19 protein-coding genes are annotated in these 20,575 nt (G+C 77.0%); 15 read left to right on the forward strand and 4 right to left on the reverse strand.

What is annotated here, in order from left to right; genetic code table 11:
• Positions 1–43: 43 nt before the first annotated feature.
• Entirely contained in the window at positions 44–1,063 is a 1,020-nt protein-coding gene (locus tag ACI8AK_RS04540; RefSeq protein ID WP_456955215.1) for a methylenetetrahydrofolate reductase C-terminal domain-containing protein, read from the forward strand.
• On the forward strand, positions 1,060–1,824 hold the full coding sequence (locus ACI8AK_RS04545) for a class I SAM-dependent methyltransferase (protein WP_456955216.1): 765 nt from the start codon (positions 1,060–1,062) through the stop codon (positions 1,822–1,824). Before ACI8AK_RS04540 ends, ACI8AK_RS04545 begins: the two co-directional genes overlap by 4 nt.
• 23 nt (positions 1,825–1,847) lie before the next feature.
• On the opposite strand, the gene ACI8AK_RS04550 is transcribed toward ACI8AK_RS04545, so the two are convergent.
• Positions 1,848–3,380, reverse strand: a complete 1,533-nt coding sequence (locus ACI8AK_RS04550; protein ID WP_456955217.1) for a Mur ligase family protein — start codon at positions 3,378–3,380, stop codon at positions 1,848–1,850.
• Between the two features lie 111 nt (positions 3,381–3,491).
• On the opposite strand from ACI8AK_RS04550, the gene ACI8AK_RS04555 reads away from it, so the two are divergent.
• The 3 genes from ACI8AK_RS04555 to ACI8AK_RS04565 are packed head-to-tail and all read left to right on the forward strand — an operon-like array spanning position 3,492 to position 6,927.
• A complete protein-coding gene (locus ACI8AK_RS04555; protein WP_387987480.1) occupies positions 3,492–5,087 on the forward strand; it encodes a circularly permuted type 2 ATP-grasp protein in 1,596 nt (531 codons plus the stop codon).
• Positions 5,081–6,031 (forward strand): alpha-E domain-containing protein, encoded by a 951-nt coding sequence (locus ACI8AK_RS04560; RefSeq protein WP_456955218.1) that lies wholly within the window; start codon positions 5,081–5,083, stop codon positions 6,029–6,031. The genes ACI8AK_RS04555 and ACI8AK_RS04560 overlap by 7 nt, the downstream gene beginning before the upstream one ends.
• Positions 6,028–6,927: a transglutaminase family protein gene (locus ACI8AK_RS04565; RefSeq protein WP_387987477.1), complete on the forward strand. Its 900-nt coding sequence runs from the start codon at positions 6,028–6,030 to the stop codon at positions 6,925–6,927. Before ACI8AK_RS04560 ends, ACI8AK_RS04565 begins: the two co-directional genes overlap by 4 nt.
• Before the next feature lie 72 nt (positions 6,928–6,999).
• Here ACI8AK_RS04565 and ACI8AK_RS04570 read toward each other — a convergent pair whose 3' ends face one another.
• The gene (locus ACI8AK_RS04570) at positions 7,000–7,773 is read right to left on the reverse strand and encodes a hypothetical protein (RefSeq protein WP_456955219.1); all 774 of its coding nucleotides are present in this window, start codon (positions 7,771–7,773) and stop codon (positions 7,000–7,002) included.
• A 159-nt stretch (positions 7,774–7,932) separates the two neighbouring features.
• Here ACI8AK_RS04570 and ACI8AK_RS04575 point away from each other — a divergent pair, with 159 nt between their 5' ends.
• A complete protein-coding gene (locus ACI8AK_RS04575; protein WP_387987475.1) occupies positions 7,933–9,753 on the forward strand; it encodes an ABC-F family ATP-binding cassette domain-containing protein in 1,821 nt (606 codons plus the stop codon).
• Between the two features lie 15 nt (positions 9,754–9,768).
• On the opposite strand, the gene ACI8AK_RS04580 is transcribed toward ACI8AK_RS04575, so the two are convergent.
• Positions 9,769–10,080 (reverse strand): hypothetical protein, encoded by a 312-nt coding sequence (locus ACI8AK_RS04580; RefSeq protein WP_456955221.1) that lies wholly within the window; start codon positions 10,078–10,080, stop codon positions 9,769–9,771.
• A gap of 105 nt (positions 10,081–10,185) precedes the next feature.
• Between ACI8AK_RS04580 and ACI8AK_RS04585 the strand changes: the two genes are divergently transcribed.
• Positions 10,186–11,235, forward strand: coding sequence for a helix-turn-helix transcriptional regulator (locus ACI8AK_RS04585; RefSeq protein WP_456955222.1), 1,050 nt, complete (start codon positions 10,186–10,188; stop codon positions 11,233–11,235).
• Positions 11,236–11,482: 247 nt separating this feature from the next.
• Here the strand turns inward: ACI8AK_RS04585 and ACI8AK_RS04590 are convergent, their stop codons facing one another.
• The gene (locus ACI8AK_RS04590; RefSeq protein WP_456903438.1) at positions 11,483–12,187 is read right to left on the reverse strand and encodes a hypothetical protein; all 705 of its coding nucleotides are present in this window, start codon (positions 12,185–12,187) and stop codon (positions 11,483–11,485) included.
• Between the two features lie 185 nt (positions 12,188–12,372).
• On the opposite strand from ACI8AK_RS04590, the gene ACI8AK_RS04595 reads away from it, so the two are divergent.
• The 8 genes from ACI8AK_RS04595 (at position 12,373) to mnhG (ending at position 20,574) form a co-directional block, all read left to right on the forward strand.
• Entirely contained in the window at positions 12,373–13,551 is a 1,179-nt protein-coding gene (locus ACI8AK_RS04595; RefSeq protein WP_387987468.1) for a sensor histidine kinase, read from the forward strand.
• The gene (locus ACI8AK_RS04600; RefSeq protein WP_387987467.1) at positions 13,548–14,207 is read left to right on the forward strand and encodes a response regulator; all 660 of its coding nucleotides are present in this window, start codon (positions 13,548–13,550) and stop codon (positions 14,205–14,207) included. Before ACI8AK_RS04595 ends, ACI8AK_RS04600 begins: the two co-directional genes overlap by 4 nt.
• Before the next feature lie 117 nt (positions 14,208–14,324).
• Positions 14,325–17,192, forward strand: coding sequence for a Na+/H+ antiporter subunit A (locus tag ACI8AK_RS04605; protein WP_456955223.1), 2,868 nt, complete (start codon positions 14,325–14,327; stop codon positions 17,190–17,192).
• Positions 17,189–17,707, forward strand: a complete 519-nt coding sequence (locus tag ACI8AK_RS04610; protein WP_387987464.1) for a Na(+)/H(+) antiporter subunit C — start codon at positions 17,189–17,191, stop codon at positions 17,705–17,707. The genes ACI8AK_RS04605 and ACI8AK_RS04610 overlap by 4 nt, the downstream gene beginning before the upstream one ends.
• Entirely contained in the window at positions 17,704–19,362 is a 1,659-nt protein-coding gene (locus ACI8AK_RS04615) for a Na+/H+ antiporter subunit D (RefSeq protein WP_456955224.1), read from the forward strand. The genes ACI8AK_RS04610 and ACI8AK_RS04615 overlap by 4 nt, the downstream gene beginning before the upstream one ends.
• Positions 19,359–19,913 carry a Na+/H+ antiporter subunit E gene (locus ACI8AK_RS04620; protein WP_387987461.1) on the forward strand — a complete coding sequence of 185 codons (555 nt, stop codon included), beginning with the start codon at positions 19,359–19,361 and terminating at the stop codon, positions 19,911–19,913. Before ACI8AK_RS04615 ends, ACI8AK_RS04620 begins: the two co-directional genes overlap by 4 nt.
• A complete protein-coding gene (locus ACI8AK_RS04625) occupies positions 19,910–20,212 on the forward strand; it encodes a monovalent cation/H+ antiporter complex subunit F (protein WP_456955226.1) in 303 nt (100 codons plus the stop codon). Before ACI8AK_RS04620 ends, ACI8AK_RS04625 begins: the two co-directional genes overlap by 4 nt.
• Entirely contained in the window at positions 20,209–20,574 is a 366-nt protein-coding gene (gene mnhG / locus ACI8AK_RS04630) for a monovalent cation/H(+) antiporter subunit G (protein WP_387987457.1), read from the forward strand. Before ACI8AK_RS04625 ends, mnhG begins: the two co-directional genes overlap by 4 nt.
• The last annotated feature ends 1 nt before the right edge of the window (position 20,575 follow it).

Genomic DNA, 20,575 nt, shown 5'->3' on the forward strand with positions numbered 1-20,575 from the left:
TCCCGGTCGTTTCGCCCGCCCGCGCACCGGTCACGTCCCGGGGGTGGACGAGGTCGGCCGGCGGCCCGGTTGCCCGAAGCGCATGGTCTTCGGTCCGTGCGGCGGGGTCCGGGACGACGGCCGCTGCGAGGTCGCCGAGGAGCGGTGCGTCTTCGTCGACGACCCCGCGCCGGCGTGGGAGGCGCCGGCGCCGCCCCCCGCGCCGCCCCGGCCGGGCGGCCTGCTCGACCGCGCCCGCACCCGGCCCGTCGTGCTGACCGACCTCAGCGTGGCGCCCTACGACCCGACCTCCCTGCGCCGGGTGGTCGGGGCGCTGGCCCCCGTCTCCGACGGGCTGCTGGTGGGCGAGCACGCCAACCGCCCGGACTTCCCGCCCACCCTCGTCGCCGCGGAGGTCCTGCAGGCCGGCGGCCGGCCGTGGACCACGCTGGCCTGCCGGGACCGCAACCGCGTCGTCCTCGAGCAGGAGCTGGCCGGCCTGGCCGCCGTCGGCGTCGACGGCGTCCTCTGCGTGACCGGCGACGCCCGCGGCCCCGGCGTCCGGCCCGGCGCCACCCAGGTCTTCGACCTCGACGGCGTCCGGCTGGCCGCGCTCGCGGCGACCGCCGGGCTGCCGGTCGCCGTCCCGGAGTCGCCGTCCGCACCGCCGGTGCACCGGCGCCCCGCCCGGGTGGCGGACAAGCAGCGGGCCGGCGCGCAGCTGTGCGTGCTCAACCACGTGCGCACGCCGGCCGAGGTGGCGGCCTTCGTCGCCGCGGCCCGCCGGGCCGGGGCCACGCTGCCGTTCGTCGCCGCGGTGGCGGTCTACACCGACGAGCGGTCGGCCCGGGTGCTCCAGGGGTTCCCCGGCCTGCACGTGGACGACGCGACGGTCGAGCGCGTGCTCGCGGCCCCGGACCCCCGGGCGGCCGGCATCGCGGCCGCGGTGGCCGAGGCCCGGGCGCTGCTGGCGGTCCCCGGGGTCGTCGGGGTCAACCTCTCCGGCCTGGCCGCGGGCGGCGGGGAGGACGCAGGGGCGCAGGTCAAGGCGGAGGTCGCCGCCGCCGTCCGGGAGGTCGCGTGAGCGAGCTGGAGAGCGAGGCGATGGAGGCCGAGTTCGGCGACGTCGCCGGCTGGACCGAGGAGGCGGTGCGGGCGCTGGGGGCCGGGCACGCCATCCCGGCCGGGTGCCGCGGCAGCGGCAGCCAGGGCGCGCTGCGCTGGCTGGCCGACCGGCTGGCGCTGCGCCCGGGCAGCCGGGTGCTCGACGCCGGCGCCGGGGTCGGCGGCCCGGCCGGCTGGCTGGCCGCCGACCGCGGGGTCCGGCCCGTGTGCGCCGAGCCGATGCACACCGCGGCGCGGGCGGCCGCCCGGTTGTTCGGCCTGCCGTCGGTCACGGCGGTGGCCCAGCGGCTGCCCTTCCGCGACGCCGCGTTCGACGCGGAGTGGTGCCTCGGGGTGCTGTGCACGACCGCCGACAAGCCCGGTGCGCTGGCCGAGCTGCGCCGGGTGCTGGCCGACGGCGGCCGGCTGGGCCTGCTGGTCTTCGTCGCCGTCGGCCCGCTGCCGCCGCCGCTGCCGGAGGGCAACGAGTTCCCCGGCGAGCGCGAACTGGCGGAGCTGGTGACCGCGGCCGGGTTCCGGCTGGGGGAGACCGCGACCGCGGACCTCGGGGACAGCCCGCCGGAGTGGAGCGGGCGGGCCGACGCCGTCGACGCCGAGGTGGCCCGCCGGCACGGGGAGGACCCGCGCTGGCGCGAGGCGCAGGAGCAGTCCCGCCGGGTGGGCCGGCTGCTCGCCGACGGCGCGCTGCGGCCGTGGCTCGGGGTCGCCGAGGCGCGCTGACGCCGGCCGCGGGGAGGGGCGGGTCAGGAGGCGAGCTCGCCCTCGGCGGCGACCACCGGCGGGCCGTGCTCGGCGATCAGCGCGGTGGTGGCGACCTCGGCGTCGTCGAGGTGGACGGCGTCGCGCGGGTCGGTCGTGTCGAGCACCCGGGTCTCGTGCCCGCGGCCCACGAGCAGGACGACGTCGGCCGGGCCGGCGGCGCGCACCGCCGCCAGGATCGCCGCGCGCCGGTCCGGGACGGTGCGCACGGCCGCGTCCGCTCCCAGCAGGCCGACCCGCAGCTCGGCCACGATCGCCGCCGGGTCCTCCCCGTGGCTGCCCTCGTTGGTCAGCCAGACGACGTCGGCCGCGCGGGCGGACTCGCCCAGGCCCTGCCGCTTGTACCGGTCGCGGCGGCCGCGGGCGCCGAGCACCAGGTGCACCCGGCCGCCGGGCCCGCACAGGTCGCGGGCGGTGGTGACCGCCGCGGCCAGCGCGCGCGGGGTGTGCGCGTAGTCCACGACGACCAGCGGCCGCCCGCGCCCGCCGAGCACGGTGTTGCGCCCCCGCGGCGGCGCGACCGTGGCCAGGCCGTCGGCGATCCGCACCGGGTCCACCCCGAGCACCCGCCCGGTGGCCCACGCCGCGGCCAGGTTGGTCACGTGCACCCGGCCGACCAGCGGGCTGTGCACCCGGTGGCCGCCGGTGTCGTCGGCCAGCAGCACGTCGGTGCCGCCGGCGCCGGTGCGCCAGCCCAGGACCCGGACGTCGGCGTCCGCGGCCGAGCCCACGCGGGTCACCGGCACCGGCGCCTGGTCGGCCAGCCGCCGGCCCCACGGCTCGTCGACCACCACGACGCCGGCCGCCGCGCGGTCGCGCTCGAACAGCCGCGCCTTGCTCGCCCAGTACTGCTCGAGGGTGCCGTGGTGGTCGAGGTGGTCCTCCTCGAAGCCGGTGAACACCGCGACGTCGAAGCGCAGCCCGTCGATGCGGCCCACGTCCAGCGCGATCGAGGACGCCTCGACGACGGCCCGCCGCGCCCCGGCGTCGACCATCCAGCGCAGCAGCTCGTGCAGCTCCGGGGCCTCGGGCGTGGTCAGCGCCGTCCCGCGCGAGCGGGTGCCGACGGACGCGCCGAGCGTGCCGACGACGCCGGTGCGGACGCCCGCCGCGTCGAGCACCCCGCGCACGAGCGCGCCGGTCGTCGTCTTGCCGTTGCTGCCGGTCACCCCGACCAGGCGCAGGGCGCGCGCCGGGTCGCCGGCGAGCAGCGCGCCGAGCGGGCCGAGCTGGGCGCGCACCGAGGAGACGCGCAGCTGCGGCAGCGCGACGTCGACCGGCCGGTCCACCAGCAGCGCCGCGGCACCCGCCCGCGCGGCGGCCCCGGCGTGCCGGTGCCCGTCGCTGACCGCGCCGCGGACGCAGGCGAACAGCGAGCCGGGCGCCACCCGCCGGGAGTCGGTGACCAGGCCGCGCACGGTCAGGGCGTCGGTACCCCCGACGCGGCGGACCTCCCCGCCGGGGACGGTGGCCGCCCGCCGCTCGACGTCCGGCCAGGTCACGGCGGGGAGGGGCACCCGCCCGACGGTAGGTGGCGCGCAATGTTCTCGCAGGTCGAGCAATGCGCCCCGGCGCGTCGTCGCCGTCCGGAAACGCGCCGGACACACGCCCGAACTAGGTTCCGGACCATGGCGGACCTCTTCGACGGCTACCCACTCGGGGAGCAGTGGGACGAGATGTTCGGCGGCCCGGCGCAGCCCCGGCCGGCCTACGCCGGGCTGTTCGCGTCGCTGCAGCCGATGGCCGGCGAGGAGCTCGCCGCGCGGGCGGACCTGCTGTCGCAGACCTACCGGGACGCCGGGGTCACCTTCGCCCACGCCGGCGAGGAGCAGCCCTTCCCGCTGGACATCGTGCCGCGGGTGATCGGGGCCGACGAGTGGGCGGTCGTCGAGCGCGGCGTCGCCCAGCGGGTGCACGCGCTGGAGGCCTTCCTCGCCGACGTCTACGGCGCGGGTGAGGTCTTCGCCGACGGCGTCGTGCCGCGCAGCGTGGTCACGACGAGCGCGCACTTCCACCGGCAGGCCCACGGGCTGGTGCCGCCCAACGGCGTGCGGGTGCACGTGGCCGGGATCGACCTGGTGCGCGACGAGGCCGGCGACTTCCGGGTGCTCGAGGACAACCTGCGCTCGCCGTCCGGGGTCAGCTACGTCATCACCAACCGCGCGGCGATGAGCCAGGTGCTGCCCGAGCTGTTCGCCGACCACCGCATCGAGCCGGTCGCGGACTACCCGACCCGGCTGCTCGAGGCGCTCAAGGCCTCGGCGCCGCCCAACGTCAGCGACCCGACCGTCGTCCTGCTCACCCCGGGCGTCTACAACTCCGCCTACTTCGAGCACGCGCTGCTGGCCCGGCAGATGGGGGTGGAGCTGGTCGAGGGCCGCGACCTGGTGTGCGCCGGCAACCAGGTGAGCATGCGCACCACCGACGGCCAGCGCCGCGTCGACGTCATCTACCGGCGCATCGACGACGACTTCCTCGACCCGGTGCACTTCCGTCCCGACTCGGTGATCGGCTGCGCCGGCGTCCTCAACGCCGCCCGCGCCGGCCGGGTGACCATCGCCAACGCCGTCGGCAACGGCGTCGCCGACGACAAGCTGCTCTACACCTGGGTGCCCGACCTCGTCCGCTACTACCTCGCCGAGGAGCCGGTCCTCGACAACGCCGAGACCCACCGGCTCGACGACGAGGACACCGTGCGCTGGGTGCTCGACTCCCTCGACCAGCTGGTGCTCAAGCCGGTCGACGGCTCGGGCGGCAAGGGCATCGTCATCGGCCCGCGCGCCGACGACGCGACGCTCGCCGAGCTGGCGGAGAAGGTCCGCGCCCGGCCCCGCGACTGGATCGCGCAGCGGCCGATCGGGCTGTCGACGTCGCCGACGCTGGTGGGCGGCCGGATCGCCCCGCGGCACGTCGACCTGCGGCCGTTCGCCGTCAACGACGGCGAGCGGGTCTGGGTGCTGCCCGGCGGGCTGACCCGCGTGGCGCTGCCCGAGGGCGAGCTGGTGGTCAACTCCAGCCAGGGCGGGGGCTCGAAGGACACGTGGGTGTTCAGCCCGCCGCGGCCGGCGCCCGAGGACGACGAGCCGCCGGCGCGCACCCGGATCGAGTTCACCGCCGCCGACCTGCCCGGCGACCCGCCCGGCCAGGACCCCGGCCCGTTCGAGGACGCCGTCGCCGGCCAGTCGCAACAGCAGCAGCAGACCCTGGGGGAGACGCCGTGCTGAGCCGGATCGCGGAGTCGCTGTTCTGGATCGGCCGGTACGTCGAGCGCGCCGACGACACCGCCCGGATCCTCGACGTGCACACCCAGCGGCTGGTCGAGGACCCGTGGATCGACGAGCGGCGGGCCTGCGCGAACCTGCTCGGCCTCATGGGCGCGGGCGTGCCCAAGGAGGAGGCCGACACCGAGCGGGTGCTCGCGACCCTGGCCTTCGAGCGGGACAGCCCGAGCTCGATCGTCGGGGCGCTGTCGGCGGCGCGGGAGAACGCCCGCGGTGCCCGCGAGGTGCTCTCGGCCGAGATCTGGGAGTCGCTCAACGTCACGCACAACGCGCTGCCCCAGCAGCGCACGATGGCCCGCCGGTACGGGCCGCACTCGCTGTTCCGGTTCGTCCGCGAGCGCTCGGCCATGGTCTTCGGCCTGGCCGACTCCACGATGAGCCGCGACGAGTCCTGGCTGTTCCTCGTCCTCGGCCGCTCGCTGGAGCGGGTGGACATGACCGCGCGGATCCTCTCCACCCGCGTGCTGGCCGGGGACGCGGCGCCGTCGTGGACGCTGGTGCTGCGCTCCACCGGCGCCTACGAGCCCTACCTGCGCACCTACCGCGGCGTCGTCGACTCCAGCCGCGCAGCGGAGTTCCTGCTGCTGGACCGGCTGTTCCCGCGGTCGGTGTTCGCCGCGCTGGAGCAGGCCGAGGCGTGTCTGGCCGAGCTGGAGCGCTCCACCGTCCGCGACGCCACCCGCATCGGCGTGGCCGGCGAGGCACACCGGATCGTCGGCCGGGCGCGCACGATGCTCGAGTTCATGCCGCCGCCCGAGCTGCTGGACCGGCTGCCGCAGCGGCTCGACGAGCTGCAGCGCACCTGCTCGCTGGCCAGCGCGGCGGTCACCGGCCGGTTCTTCACCGAGCAGGCGCCGCAGGTGTGGGTGCCCGAGGGGGTCGCGTGAGCCAGTCGCAGGTCCAGACCCAGGTCCCCGGCCGGGCGCCGCGCCCGCCCGGCGACCGCTGGCGGCTGCAGGTCGTGCACACCACCCGGTTCCGCTACGGCGGGCCGGTGCGCTCCTCCTACAACGAGGCCCGGCTGACGCCGGAGAACAGCGGCCGGCAGACGACGCTGCGCTCGCGGGTGGAGATCGAGCCGGCCGCGACCGCGTTCGCCTACCGCGACTACTGGGGCTCGACGGTCACCGCCTTCGACCTGCACACCCCGCACCGGGAGCTGGTGGTCACCGGTACCTCGATCGTGGAGGCCGGCCCCGACGTCGTCGACCACGACCACGTGGGCTGGTCCGCCCTCCGCGGCCGGCTGGTCCGCGACCGCTTCGGCGAGCTGCTGGCCCCCACGCCCCGCACCGCCATGGACCCGACCGTGGTGCGCGCCGCCCGGGCCGCGGTCGGCGACGCCCCGCCGCACCAGGCCGGGCCCGCGGTGTGCCGGTTCGTCCGCGAGCACATGGAGTACCTGTCCGGCTCGACGTCGGTGCGGACGACGGCGATGCAGGCCTGGACGGCGGGCAGGGGCGTCTGCCAGGACATCTCGCACGTCACCGTGGGCCTGCTGCGCGAGCTGGGCCTGCCCGCCCGCTACGTCTCCGGCTACCTGCACCCTCGGCCGTCGGCCGGCATCGGCGAGACGGTGACCGGCGAGAGCCACGCCTGGGTGGAGTGGTGGGACGGCGGCTGGTGCGCCGCCGACCCCACCAACGGCGTCCCGATCGGGCCGCGGCACGTGACCCTGGGCCGCGGCCGCGACTACGGCGACGTCCCGCCGTTCACCGGCATCTTCTCGGGCCCGCGCAGCGAGGGGCACACGGTGACCGTGGAGGTCACCCGGCTGGCCTAGGAGCCCCTCGCCCGGGAGCTCCCCGCCCGGGAGCTCCTCGCCCGGGGAGCCCCTCGCCCGGGAGCCCCTCGCCTAGAAGCCCCGGAGCAGCCGGGCGACGCCGGTGAGCTCCTCCTCGGCATCGGCGTCGGGGAGCACCTCGGTGCGGTCGGCCAGCCGCGGCCGCCACGCGGGCGGGGCGGACTCCAGCCAGGCGGCGCCGGCGTCGGTGAGGCGGCCGTCGGAGCGCAGCGGCGCCCAGCCGCGCAGGAAGCGCAGCCCCTCGGCGGCGGTGACCAGGGTGCGGGCCACGCCGCGGCCGCGGTACACCGGCTCGACGGTGACGTCGTCGACCAGGCCGGAGCGGATCCACCAGCGGACCTCGGCGATCCGGTCGGTCATCCGCACCCCGGCGGCGGCGACCTCGTGCGGGCGGACGACCGCGCCGGGCCGGAAGGCGTGGCCGCGGAAGGCCAGCAGCGAGGCGGCCGGGACGGCGCTGGTCGCGTGGGTGACCTCGGCGAACCACATCGGCGGGCAGGTCCCCGACAGCTCCTCGGCGACCTCGATGCGCACCACCCGGCCGTCGGAGGCGCGGTGCCGGACGTCGACCTGCCAGCCGGCGGGGCGGCGCCCGCGGGCGTCGACGGCGGTCATGTCGACCGGGGTGCCGTCGGGGAAGCGGTCGGAGTTGACCGCCACCAGCGAGTACTCGACGGGGCCGGGGCCGCGGCGCAGCAGCCGGGCCCACCACAGCGCCGTCGTCCCCGGGGCGGGCTCGGCCAGCGGCGGGACCGCCCGCAGGCGCGGTGCCGCCGGCGCCGGGGCCGGGAACGCCGTGTCGTGGGCCGCTGCCGTCATGCTCATGTCGTCCTCCGCTCGTCCGCCCCGGACACCCGGGGTGTGCTGCCGATGACTCTCCGGACGCCGCTTGCGGGTGCCTTGGGGTCCACTAGCGGACCGCCCCGGGCGGCCGGGGCGTGCGGGCGGCCGGGGATACTGGGGTCCGATGACCTGGACCCGGCCGTGAGCGCCCCGCTGAACCTGCTCAACCTCGAGCGGGTCTCCAAGGCACACGGCACGACCGTGCTGCTCGACGGCGTCTCCCTCGGCGTCGCCGCCGGCGAGCGGATCGGCGTCGTGGGGCGCAACGGCAGCGGCAAGTCCACGCTGCTCGGCGTCCTCACCGGCCGCGAGGAGCCCGACTCCGGCCGGGTCACCCGGCGCGGCGACCTCGCCGTCGGCGTCCTCGACCAGTCCGGCACGCTGCCGCCGGGCGCCACCGTCCGCGACGTCGTCCTGCCCGGGACGCTGTTCGCCGCCGAGCACGAGTGGGCCGCCGACCCGGCCGTCCGCAGCGTGCTGACCGGCCTGGAGCTCGACCGGCTCGGCCTGGACAGCCCGGTCGCCCCGATGTCCGGCGGCGAGCGCCGGCGGGTCGCCCTGGCCGCGCAGCTGATCCGGCCTCTGGACCTGCTGGTGCTCGACGAGCCGACCAACCACCTCGACGTCGAGGGTGTCGCCTGGCTGGCCGACTTCGTCAAGCGGCGGGTCGGCGCGCTGGTCGTCGTCACCCACGACCGGTGGTTCCTCGACGAGGTCTGCACGCAGACCTGGGAGGTCACCGACGGCGCGGTGCACGCCTACGAGGGCGGCTACGCGGCCTACACGCTGGCCCGCGCCGAGCGCGCCCGCGTCGCGGCGGTGACCGAGGAGCGGCGGCTGAACCTGGTGCGCAAGGAGCTCGCGTGGCTGCGCCGCGGCGCGCCGGCGCGCACCAGCAAGCCGCGGTTCCGCATCGAGGCGGCCGAGGCGCTCATCGCCGACGAGCCGCCGCCGCGGGAGTCGATGGCGCTGAAGGGCTTCGCCGCCCGGCGGCTCGGCAGGACCGTCTACGACGTCGAGGACGTCGACTACGCCGTGCCCTCCGACGACGGCCCGCGGGCGCTGTTCCGCGACCTGACCTGGCACGTGGGCCCCGGCGACCGCATCGGCGTGGTCGGCGTCAACGGCGCGGGCAAGACCTCGCTGCTGCGGCTGCTGGTCGGCGAGGTCGAGCCGGACCGCGGCCGGGTGGTGCGCGGGCAGACGGTGGCGCCCGCGTACCTGTCGCAGCACGTCACCGAGCTGCCCGGGCGGCTGCGGGTGCTCGAGGCGGTGCAGGAGATCGCCCGCATCGCGCGGATCGGCAACCAGGAGGTCTCCGCGTCGTCGCTGGCCGAGCGGTTCGGCTTCCCGGCGTCGCGGCAGTGGACGCCGGTCGGCGACCTCTCCGGCGGCGAGCGGCGGCGGCTGCAGCTGCTGCGCCTGCTCATGGCCGAGCCGAACGTGCTGCTGCTCGACGAGCCGACCAACGACCTCGACATCGACACGCTCACCCAGCTCGAGGACCTGCTCGACTCCTTCCCCGGCACGGTGCTGGTGGTCAGCCACGACCGGTACTTCGTCGACCGGGTCTGCGACTCGGTGGTCGCGCTGATGGGCGACGGCTCGCTGGCCGCGCTGCCCGGCGGGGTGGAGGAGTACCTCGCCCGCCGGGCCGCCGGTGAGGCGGCACTGCCCTCGGCCGGCTCCGGTCTCGCGCCCGCCGGCGGCGCGGCCCCGGCGCCCGCCCCGGCCGGCCCCTCGGCGGCGGAGGTGCGCGCCGCCCGCAAGGAGGCCGCCCGGCTCGAGCGGCGGCTGGAGAAGCTCGGCGCGGAGGAGGAGCGGCTGCACGCCGAGCTCGCCGCCGCCGCCACCGACCACGCGAGGGTCGTGGAGCTCGACGGCCGGCTGCGGACCCTGCTGGCCGAGAAGGACCGGGTCGAGACCGACTGGCTGGCCGCCGCGGAGCTCGCCGAGGGCTGACCCGGCAGGAGGTGTTCACCCGGGTCGCCGACTCAGCGACGGTGCGGCTCGGACCGGCTCGAGGAGGCGCGTCCGGGGCGTCCCGGCCAGCGCTGGTGAGCTGTCGCGGGAGGCCCACACCGTCGTCTCGAGGAAGTCGAGGAAGCGCTGCGCCTGCTCCCGGGTCGGGAAGTCGAGATCGACGAGGACGTAGCGGTCGTCGTCGACCGGGTGCCGTACCCGCTCGCCGCACACGCCGGCCTGTCGGCGGCGCTCGGCGAACCGGTCGAAGGCGGCCTTCCACGTGGGGAGGTCGCTGATCGGGTGCTCGATGTGCAGGGTGATCACGTCCACGACGCTAGGAACCGGGCGGCGGCGGCCCCATCCCAGATGTCTGGGGTCCGGTGACGCGCGGTGCTGTCCGGCGCGGCGGGGTGTCCGTAGCCTGCCGTCGTGGCCGGGTCCACGGCGGCGCGGGAGCGGGTCGAGCGGATCTGCGCAGCGGGTGCCGACGCCCGCACGTTGCGCCTGCGGCTGCTGGCCGAGCTCCGCCGCGCGGTCGGGTTCGACGCCTACGCCTGGGTGCTCACCGACCCGGAGACGCGGGTGGGCTGCGGGCCGCTGGCCGACGTCCCGTGCCTGCCCGAGCTGCCCCGGCTGATCCGGCTGCGCTACCTGACCGCGCTCAACCGCTGGACCACCCTGACCGACCGACCCGTCGCGCTGCTCGCCGAGGCCACAGACGGCGACCTCGGGCGCAGCCCGCTGTGGCGGGAGCTGCTGTGCCGGTACGACGTCGCCGACGTCGCCTCGGTGGTCTTCCGCGACGGCTTCGGCTGTTGGGCGTTCCTGGAGCTGTGGCGTACCGGAGGCCGGGCCTTCGACCGGGTCCACGCGCAGTTCCTGCGGGACGTCGCCCCGACCGTCACCACGGCCCTGCGGCGCGGCCAGGCGCGCACCTTCGAGACCGCCTCGCCCTCCGACCACCCGACCGGGCCCCTGCTCCTGCTGCTGGCGCCGGACCTGCAGGCGGTGCGGCAGACACCTGGCACGCGGGACGCGCTCCGGCTGCTGGTGCCCCGCGACGACGAGGGGCCGCCGGTTCCGGCCGGTGCCCTCAACGTCGCCGCCCAGTTGCTCGCTGTCGAGGCGGGGGTCGACGCCTCGCCGCCGTGGGCGCGGGTCCACCTGGCCGGGAACCGCTGGCTGACCCTGCGGGCCGCCCGGCTCGAGGGCGACGCTCCACGCGAGGAGCGCGACATCGCCGTCACCATCCACGAGTCGAGCGCCTCCGAGCGGCTGTCGCTGTTCGCCCGCTGCACGGGGCTCAGCGCCCGTGAGGCCGAGCTGCTCGCCCACCTGGCGACCGGCGCCGACACCCGCGACGTGGCCGCACGGATGTTCCTGTCCGCGCACACCGTGCAGGACCACCTCAAGTCGGTGTTCGACAAGACGGGCACCCGCAGTCGCCGGACGCTGCTGGCACGTGCCCTCGGCGCCTGACCCCCGGCGCGTTCGTCGAGGGGTGACCCGCCGTCGCTCCGCGCCCCTGTCCACCCGGGCGCGGAGGCGCCCAGGGGGCCGTCCAGCACCCTGTGATCGACACTGCCTGCCGAGGGCACCGAGCGCTGACCCGGCCCCGCGCGCGCTCGTGCTCCGGGTCCGCAGCGGACCCGGAGCACGAGCGGGTGGCCTCCCTGCAGGGGCCCGCCGCGAGCCTGCGAGTGGCGGAGGGCAGGGAGGTCCTCCCTCAGGCGACGGCGGCCTCGGCGCGGGTGCGGGCGAGCATCCGCAGGCCGACGACGACCGCCGGGACGGCGCCGACGAGGGCCAGGGCGCCGTGGACCGTCGGCGAGAACGGGATCACCGCGGAGGCCACGAGGCAGCCGACGGCCGGGAGCAGCAGCCACCAGCCGGTCACCCCGGCGCGGGCGAGACCCACGTACCCGACGATCGGGCCGAGGAGCCCGAACAGCGTCAGGACGCCGACGACCGCGACCCCCGGGTTGGCCCCGACGGCGTCGTAGAGGCCCAGGGCGGTGGCCGGGTCGAGCTCGCGGCCGATGGCGCCGGTCCAGTGGTCGTAGAGCACGAAGCCGGCCACGGTGACCAGGCCGATCGCGGACAGCAGCGCCCCGACGACGGTCGGGATGCGCCCGCGGCGGCCCCGCACCAGCGTCGGGACGGCCAGCCAGGCCAGGGCCAGCGCCATGTTGCCGTAGTGCAGTAGCACCGCCGACAGCGTCGTCCGGCCCTCGTCGCGACCCAGGGCCGCGATGTAGTCGGCCGCGGCCTGGGAGTCCTGCGGCGGGGAGGTCACCATGCCGGCGACGTAGAGCAGCGAGCCGCCGACCAGGGCGGCGCCGGCGATCGGCAGCATCAGCGAGCCGGCGCTGCGGGCCGGGCGCGCCTCGGGGGTGGCGGCGGGACGGGTCGGGAGCGGGGAGGTGGTCATCGGTCCTCGTCGGTCGGGGCACCGCTCGCTGCGGTGCGTCGGCGAGGACTCTCCGGCCGCGGGGCCCTCCGCCACGTCCGTCCCGGCGGACCGACCGCCCTCCGCCGCGAGGAGGAGGGAGGGCGCGTGTCCATCGGCCGCGCGGGGGATCCCGGGCACCCCCGCGGGCCCCTACCGTGCTCGCCGTGCCCCGCTGGTCGTCGTCCCCCTCCGCCCGCCGGCTCGTCTGGCCGGTGCTCGGCGCCGTGCTCGCGGTGCTGTCGGTCGTCGAGACGCTGACCGAGGAGGTGTTCCGCTACCCGCTGGTCACCGCGCTGCCCGGCGTCGCCGTCGGGGCCGTCGTGGCGCTCGGCGCCCGGTGGCCGGAGGCGGCCGCGGTGGCCGGCGGGCTCAGCGTGCTCGGCAACTACGCGCTGGGGACGCCCGGTCCCGGCGGCGCCCAGCTGATCGCGATGGCGGTGCTCGTCGGGCACGCCGCCGCGGTGCTGCCGGTGCGGCGGGGGCTGCGCGCGGCCGTCGTCGCGACGCTGGTCGTGGTGGGCAGCGGCATCGCCTTCGGCCCCTCCACCTGGGAGAGCGTCTTCTACCTGGTCGTCACCGGCACCGCCTGGGCGGTCGGGGTCCTCGTGCGGCAGTCGCACTCGCGCTCGCTGGCGCTGCAGGCGCTCGCCGCGCGGCTGGCCGAGCAGCAGGAGGCGGTGGCCGGCGCCGCGGTGGTGGCCGAGCGGGCGCGCATCGCCCGCGAGGTGCACGACTCGGTGGCGCACGCGGTGAGCGTGATGGTGCTGCAGATGGGCGGCCTGCGCCGGCTGCTGCCCGACCACCCGGAGGCCCAGGACGTGCTGCTGGGGCTGGAGCGGCTGGGGCGCGAGTCGGTCGACGAGATGCGCCGGGTGGTCGGCATCCTCCGCGAGTCCGGCGGCGGCGACCCGGCGCCGCGGCCGTCGCTGTCCCGGCTCGACGCCGTCCTCGCCGAGCTGCGCGCCGGCGGGATGCCGGTGCGGCTCGTCGTCACGGGGGAGCCGGCCGAGCTGCCGCAGCTGGTCGACGTCGCGGCCGTCCGCGTGGTGCAGGAGGCGCTGTCCAACGTCGTCCGGCACGCCGGTGCCGCGGCCACGTGCGTGGAGGTCGCCTGGAGGCCGGGCCGGGTGACGGTGACCGTCACCGACGACGGCCGGCCGCGGGTCCCCGTGCCGCCGCCGGTCCCCGGCACCGGCGGGCACGGGCAGCTGCACATGCGCGAGCGGGTGGCCGTGGCCGGTGGCGACCTCTCCGTGGGGCCGGTCCGCGGCGGCGGCTACCGGGTCCGCGCCGGCTTCCCGGTGCCCGCGCCGGCGAGCGCGCCCGCGGCGGTGGGCGCGTGACGATCCGGGTGGTGCTGGTCGACGACCAGTCGATGATCCGCACCGGCCTGCGGATGGTGCTGGCCGCCGAGCCCGACATCGAGGTGGTCGGGGAGGCCGGCGACGGCGCCGGCGGCGTGCGGGTGGTCACCGAGCTCGCGCCCGACGTGGTGCTGCTCGACGTCCGGATGCCCGGCACGGACGGGCTCGAGGCGGCCCGCCGGATCGTCGGGGCCGGCCTGCCCACGCGCGTCGTCGTCCTCACCACGTTCGACGAGGACGAGTACGTGGCCGCCGCGCTGCGCGCCGGGGTCAGCGGGTTCCTGCTCAAGGTGGCCCCGCCCGAGGACCTGGTGGCCGCGGTGCGCACCGTGGCCGCCGGGCAGGGGCTGCTCGACCCGGCCGTGACGCTGCGGGTGATCCGGTCCTTCGCCGCGGCGCCCGCGCCCGACCCCGGCCGCGCCGCGGAGCTCGCGGCGCTGACCGAGCGGGAGACCGACGTCCTGGCGCTGGTCGCCGCCGGGCTGTCCAACGCCGAGATCGCCGCGCGGCTGTACCTCGGCGAGGCGACGGTGAAGACGCACGTCAGCCGGGTGCTGCTCAAGCTGGGCCTGCGCGACCGGGTCCAGGCGGTTGCATTCGCCTACGAGTCGGGCCTGGTGACGCCGGGTAGGTGACCCGGTTCTCCGCACCCCCGGTTTCCCGGCGCGGGAGCAGCGGTACCCCCACGAGGGGGCGACGCCGCCGCACCGCCGTCGTCGCGTGCTCCCCTCCGCCGCCGACCCGGGAGCCCCGTGACCGCACTGCTGCTCGCGCACCTGGTGGCCGCCCTGGCGGCGCCGGTGCTGGTGCGGTGGTGGGGACGGGACGCCTTCCTCGCCCTCGCGCTGGTGCCCGCGGCCGGATTCGCCTGGACGCTCGCGCAGCTGTCGGCGGTCGCGTCCGGCGACGACGTCCGCGAGACCGTGCCCTGGGTGCCCGCGCTCGACCTGTCGGTGGCGCTGCGGCTGGACCCGCTGGCCCTCGTGTTCGCCGGGCTGGTCACCGGCGTCGGCGCGCTGGTGCTCCTCTACTGCAGCCGCTACGTCGAGCCGGACGCTGAGGGCACCGGCCGGCTGGCCGGCTGCCTGACCGCCTTCGCCGGCTCGATGCTGGCGCTGGTCCTCGCCGACGACGTCTACCTGCTCTACGTCGCCTGGGAGCTGACGACGGTCTTCTCCTTCCTTCTCATCGGCGGGTCGGGGACGTCGCTGGCGGCCCGGCGGGCGGCCGCTCAGGCGCTGGTCCTCACCACCGCCGGGGGCCTGGCGATGCTGGCCGGGCTGGTCGTGCTGGCGCACGCCGCGGGCACGTCGCGGCTGTCGGCGATCGTCGCCGACCCGGGCAGCGGGCCTGCCGTCGTCACCGGGGTGCTGCTCGTGCTGGCCGGCGCGGTGACCAAGTCCGCGCTGGTGCCGTTCCACTTCTGGCTGCCGGCGGCCATGGAGGCGCCGACGCCGGTGAGCGCCTACCTGCACGCGGCGGCCATGGTGAAGGCCGGCGTCTACCTGGTCGCGCGGCTGGCGCCCGGCGCCGCGGACCTGCCCGGCTGGCGGCCGCTGGTGCTCGGGCTGGGCGTGGCCACGATGCTGGTCGGCGGCTACCGGGCGCTGCGCCAGACCGACCTCAAGCTGCTGCTCGCCTTCGGCACGGTCAGCCAGCTCGGGTTCCTCACCACGCTGGTCGGCGCCGGCAGCGCCGAGCTCGCGCGCGCCGGGCTGGCCATGGTGCTCGCCCACGGGCTGTTCAAGTCCACGCTGTTCCTCACCGTCGGCGTCGTCGACCACGCCACCGGCACCCGCGACCTGCGCGAGCTGTCCGGCCTCGGCCGCCGGATGCCGGTGGTCGCCGCGGTCGCCGGCCTGGCCGCGGCGTCGATGGCCGGGCTGCCGCCGCTGCTCGGCTTCGTGGGCAAGGAGGCGGCGTTCACCGCGCTCCTCGACGGCGGCCTGCTCGACCGCACCGCCGCGCTGCTGGTCCTCGCCGGGCTGGTGCTCGGGTCGGTGCTCACCGCCGGATACACGCTCCGCTTCGTGTGGGGAGCGTTCGCGGCCCACGCCGGCCGGCCGGCCACGGAGGTGGCGCACCCGCCCGGGCCGCTGTTCCTCGCCGCCCCGGTCGTCCTCACCCTCCTCGGCCTCGCGGGCGGCGTGCTCGCGAAGGGCCTCGAGCCGGTCGTCGGCCGCTACGCCGACGGGCTGCCCGGCTACGCGCCGGAGACCGAGGAGCTCGCGCTGTGGCACGGGCTCCAGCCGGCCCTGGCGCTGTCGGCGCTCACCCTGCTCGGCGGGGCGGCGCTGTTCGCCGGGCGGGCGGCGGTGGCCCGGGTGCAGCGGCGGCTCACGGTCCGGGCGTCGGCCGACGAGGGCTACTGGAACGTGCTGCAGGGCGTCGACCGGCTCGCCGTCCTGGTCACCGGGACGACGCAGCGTGGGTCGCTGCCCGCCTACCTCGGCACCATCCTCACCGCGGTCGTCCTGCTGCCCGGCGCGCTGCTCGCCACCGTCGCCGAGCGCCCGGCGCAGTGGCGGGCCTGGGACAGCCCGGTCCAGGTGCTGGTCGGCGTCGTCGTGCTGCTGGCCGCCGCGATGGCGGTGCGGGTGCGGCAGCGGCTGTCGGCGGCGCTGGTCGTCGGCGTCACCGGCTACGGGCTGGCGGTGTTCTTCGTGATCGCCGGGGCGCCGGACCTCGCGCTCACCCAGTTCCTCGTCGAGACGGTGACGATCGTGGCGTTCGTCCTGGTGCTGCGGAAGCTGCCCAAGGACGTGTCCGAGCGGCACCGCCGCCGCGAGCGCGCCGGCCGCGGCCTGCTCGCCGTCGGCGTCGGCCTGCTCATGGGCGCGGTGTCCGCCGTGGCGCTGGCCGCCCGCGACGCCGCCCCGGTGTCCGACGAGTACGCCCGGCTCGCCGAGGAGGCGCAGGGGCACAACGTCGTCAACGTGACCCTGGTCGACATCCGCGCCTGGGACACCTTCGGGGAGATCTCGGTGCTCATCGTCGCCGCCACCGGCGTGGCCAGCCTGGTCTTCCTGCGGCGGCGCACCGGGGCGATCGAGCGGGCCGAGCGGGAGGACCAGGTCGCCGGGCGGTCCCGGCGGGCGCCGGTCGGGGAGTGGCTGGCCGCCGGCGGCACGCTCGACCCGCGGCGCCGGTCGGTGGTGCTCGAGGTCGTCGTGCGGATGCTGTTCCACACCGTCCTGGTCTTCTCGCTGTACCTGCTGTTCGCCGGGCACAACCAGCCCGGCGGCGGGTTCGCCGGCGGCCTGGTCGCCGGGCTCGCGCTGGTGCTGCGCTACCTTGCCGGCGGCCGCTACGAGCTCGGCGAGGCCGCCCCGCTCGACCCCGGCCGGCTGCTCGGTGCGGGCCTGCTGCTGGCCGGCGGCACCGGCGTCGCCGCGCTCGTGCTGGGCGGGCAGGAGCTCGAGTCCACCTACTGGGAGTGGACGCTGCCCGTCCTCGGCGACGTCAAGCTGGTCTCGCCGCTGTTCTTCGACGTCGGCGTCTACCTGGTGGTCGTCGGCCTGGTGCTCGACGTGCTGCGCAGCCTCGGCGCCGAGCTCGACCGCCAGGAGGACGAGGACGACCCGGTCGAGACCACGCCGGGGGAGGTGGTGGCCCGGTGACGCCGACCGTCGTCCTGCCCGTGGTCATCGGCGGCCTGTACGCCGCCGGCGTCTTCCTGCTGCTCGACCGCAGCCTCACCCGGGTGCTGCTCGGCTTCCTGCTGCTGGGCAACGCCACCAACCTGCTGCTCATCTCCGCCGCCGGCCCGGCCGGGAGCGCGCCGCTGCTCGGCCGCGGTGACGACGCCACCGCCGATCCGCTGCCGCAGGCGTTCGTGCTCACCTCGATCGTCATCACCTTCGGCGTCTCGGCGTTCCTCCTGGCGGTGATCCACCGCTCGTGGCGGCTGGCCCGCCAGGAGGCGGTGGAGGCCGACGAGGAGGACCGCCGGCTGGCCACCCGGGAGGGCCGGCGCTCCGGCCGCGAGGACCCCGACGAGATCGACCCGGACCGGCTGGCCGCCGAGGACCGGCGCCCGTTCCACGCCGAGCCGCCCCGGCGCCGCGGTCAGCCGCCGCCAGGCACCCCCGCGGACGACGTCGACCTGCCCCCGGCGCGACGGCGGTCGCGGTGATCCGCGTCCTCGCCCCGCTGCCGGTGGTCCTGCCGCTGCTGGGTGCTGCCGTCTCGCTGCTGCTCAGCCGCCACACGCGGACCCAGCGGGTACTCAGCGTCGCGGTGCTCGCCGCGGTCCTGGGCGTGTCGGTGACCCTGCTGGTCCTCGCCGACCGGTCGGGCGCGGTCGCGGTGGCGGTCGGCGACTGGCCGGTGCCGCAGGCGATCTCGCTGGTGGTCGACCGGCTGTCGGCGCTGATGCTGGTGGTGGCACACACCGTGGGCCTGGGGGTGCTGCTGTTCGCCGTCGGCCAGGGCGCCGCCGACGGCAGCGAGCAGGCGCCGGTGTCGATCTTCCACCCGACGTTCCTGGTGCTCATGGCCGGCGTCGGGTTCGCGTTCCTCTCCGGCGACCTGTTCAACCTCTACGTCGGCTTCGAGGTGCTGCTGACCGCCAGCTACGTGCTCATCACCCTCGGCGGGTCCGCGCCGCGGGTGCGCGGCGGGATCACCTACGTCGTGGTCAGCCTGGTCGGGTCGCTGCTGTTCCTCGCCGCGATCGGCCTGGTGTACGCGGCCACCGGCACCGTGGACATGGCCGACCTGTCGGTGCGGCTGGCCGAGGTCCCCGAGGGCACCCGCACGCTGCTGCACGCGCTGCTGCTCATCGCCTTCGGCATCAAGGCCGCCGTCTTCCCGCTGTCGGCCTGGCTGCCCGACAGCTACCCGACGGCGCCGGCGCCGGTGACCGCGGTGTTCGCCGGGCTGCTCACCAAGGTCGGCGTCTACGCGATCGTCCGCACGCAGACGCTGCTGTTCCCCGACGGCGCGCTGGACACCCTGCTGATGGCGGCGGCGCTGGCGACGCTCGTGGTCGGCATCCTCGGCGCGGTCGCGCAGACCGACCTGCGGCGGATCCTGTCCTTCACGCTGGTCAGCCACATCGGCTACCTGGTGTTCGGCATCGCGCTGGGCAGCGTCGCGGGGCTGACCGCCGCGGTGTTCTACGTCGTCCACCACATCGTCGTCCAGACCACGCTGTTCCTCGTCGCGGGTCTGGTCGAGCGCACCGGCGGGTCGACGTCGATCCGCCGGCTCGGCGGGCTGGCCGCCGCCTCCCCGCTGCTCGCGGTGCTGTACCTGCTGCCCGCGCTGAACCTCGCCGGCATCCCGCCGCTGTCCGGGTTCCTCGGCAAGCTGGGGCTGCTGCAGGCCGGGGTCGCCGACGGCCGCCCGCTGGCGCTGGTGCTGGTCGGCGCCGGGCTGGTGACCAGCCTGCTCACCCTCCTGGCGGTGGCCCGGGTGTGGACCCGCGCGTTCTGGCGGCCGCGCGCGCAGGAGCCCGGCGCCGACACCGCCGCCGCGGCGGCGGTCGACGCGGGGCCGCGGGGCGGGGCCCGCCCGTCGGGGAACGGCGCCGCCCGGCTGTCGGCGGCGTGGCAGCGGCAGGTGGCCGTGGCGACGGCGTCCGAGGGGCCCGAGGAGCCCGACGAGCACCCGGGCGAGCCCGCGGAGCGGCTGCCGCGCGTGCTGGTCGGCGCGACGGCGGCGCTGGTGGCGCTGACCGTCGCCCTCACCGCGCTGGCCGGCCCGCTCTACGGCCTGGCCGGCCGCGCCGCCACCGACCTGCTCGACCGCGGCCCCTACCGCACGGCCGTGGAGGGGGAGCGGTGACCGACCGCGCCCGCCACCTGCTGCGCCAGCTGCCCGCGCTGGTCTGGCTGGTGCTGGTCTGGGTGCTGCTGTGGGGCACCTGGTCGTGGGCGAACGTGCTGGGCGGCGTGCTGGTCGCCGTCCTCGTCACCCGCGTGGTGCCGCTCCCGGCGGTGGTGGAGAACATCCGCATCCGGCCGCTCGCGCTGCTGCGGTTCCTCGCCGTGTTCGCCGTCGACCTCGCCGTCTCCAGCGCGCAGGTGGCCTGGCGCGCGCTGCGGCCGGGCCCGCCGCTGCGCAGCGCCGTCATCCGGGTGCAGCTGCGCACCGACTCCGACCTGCTGCTCGCGGTCATCAGCGAGGCGCTCAGCCTGGTCCCCGGGTCGGTGGTGCTCGACCTGGACCGCGAGCACCGGGTGCTGGCCGTCCACCTGCTCGAGGTCCGCGACCGCGACGACCTCGAGCGCCAGCGCGCCGGGGTGCTGGCCGTGGAGGACCGGGTGGTGCGGGCCTTCGGCCGGTCCCGCGAGCGTGCCGCGCTGGACCGGGAGCCCACGGAGGTGGCGCGGTGAGCTGGGTGGCCGTCGTGGCGTTCGGCCTCGTCGGGGCGGGGGCGCTGCTCGCGCTGGTGCGGCTGGCCCGCGGGCCGTCGCTGCTGGACCGGGTCGTGGCCGGCGACGCGATGCTGGTGATCACGGCCGGCGGGCTCGGCGTGCACGTGGCGCTGTCCCGCGACGCGTCCGCGGTGTCGGTGCTCGTCGTCGTGTCGCTGCTGGGCTACATCGGCGCGATCGCGGTGGTCCGCTACGTCGGCGGCATGGTGCTCGACCGGCCCTCCGGCGACGACCCCGCGGGGGAGGAGCGGCCGTGAGCGCGGTCCTCGACGTCGTCGCGACCGTCTGCCTGCTGCTCGGGTCGTTCCTCGCGTTCACCGCGGGGCTCGGGCTGCTGCACTTCCCCGACGTGCTGACCCGCCTGCACGCGGCCACGAAGCCGCAGGTCACCGGGCTGCTGCTGGTGCTGGTCGGCGCGGCGATCCGGCTGGCCGGGACGCCGGCGATGTGGGTGCTGCTGCTGGTGGCGCTGCTGCAGGTGCTGACCGCGCCGCTGTCGGCGCACATGGTCAGCCGGATCGCCTACCGCCGCCGGCACGTGCGCCGGGACCTGCTGGTGGTCGACGAGGTGGCCGAGCACGCCGGCGGGGGCGCGGACCCGGGGCTCCGCGGCGACTGAC

This window comes from Geodermatophilus sp. SYSU D00867 (assembly GCF_054050315.1).

What these genes read in the sequence shown, in the direction of transcription:
- ACI8AK_RS04590 (WP_456903438.1), bottom strand. Translation starts at nt 12,187, where the DNA reads ATGACCACCTCCCCGCTCCCGACCCGTCCCGCCGCCACCCCCGAGGCG.
- ACI8AK_RS04570 (WP_456955219.1), bottom strand. Translation starts at nt 7,773, where the DNA reads ATGAGCATGACGGCAGCGGCCCACGACACGGCGTTCCCGGCCCCGGCG.
- ACI8AK_RS04555 (WP_387987480.1), top strand. Translation starts at nt 3,492, where the DNA reads ATGGCGGACCTCTTCGACGGCTACCCACTCGGGGAGCAGTGGGACGAG.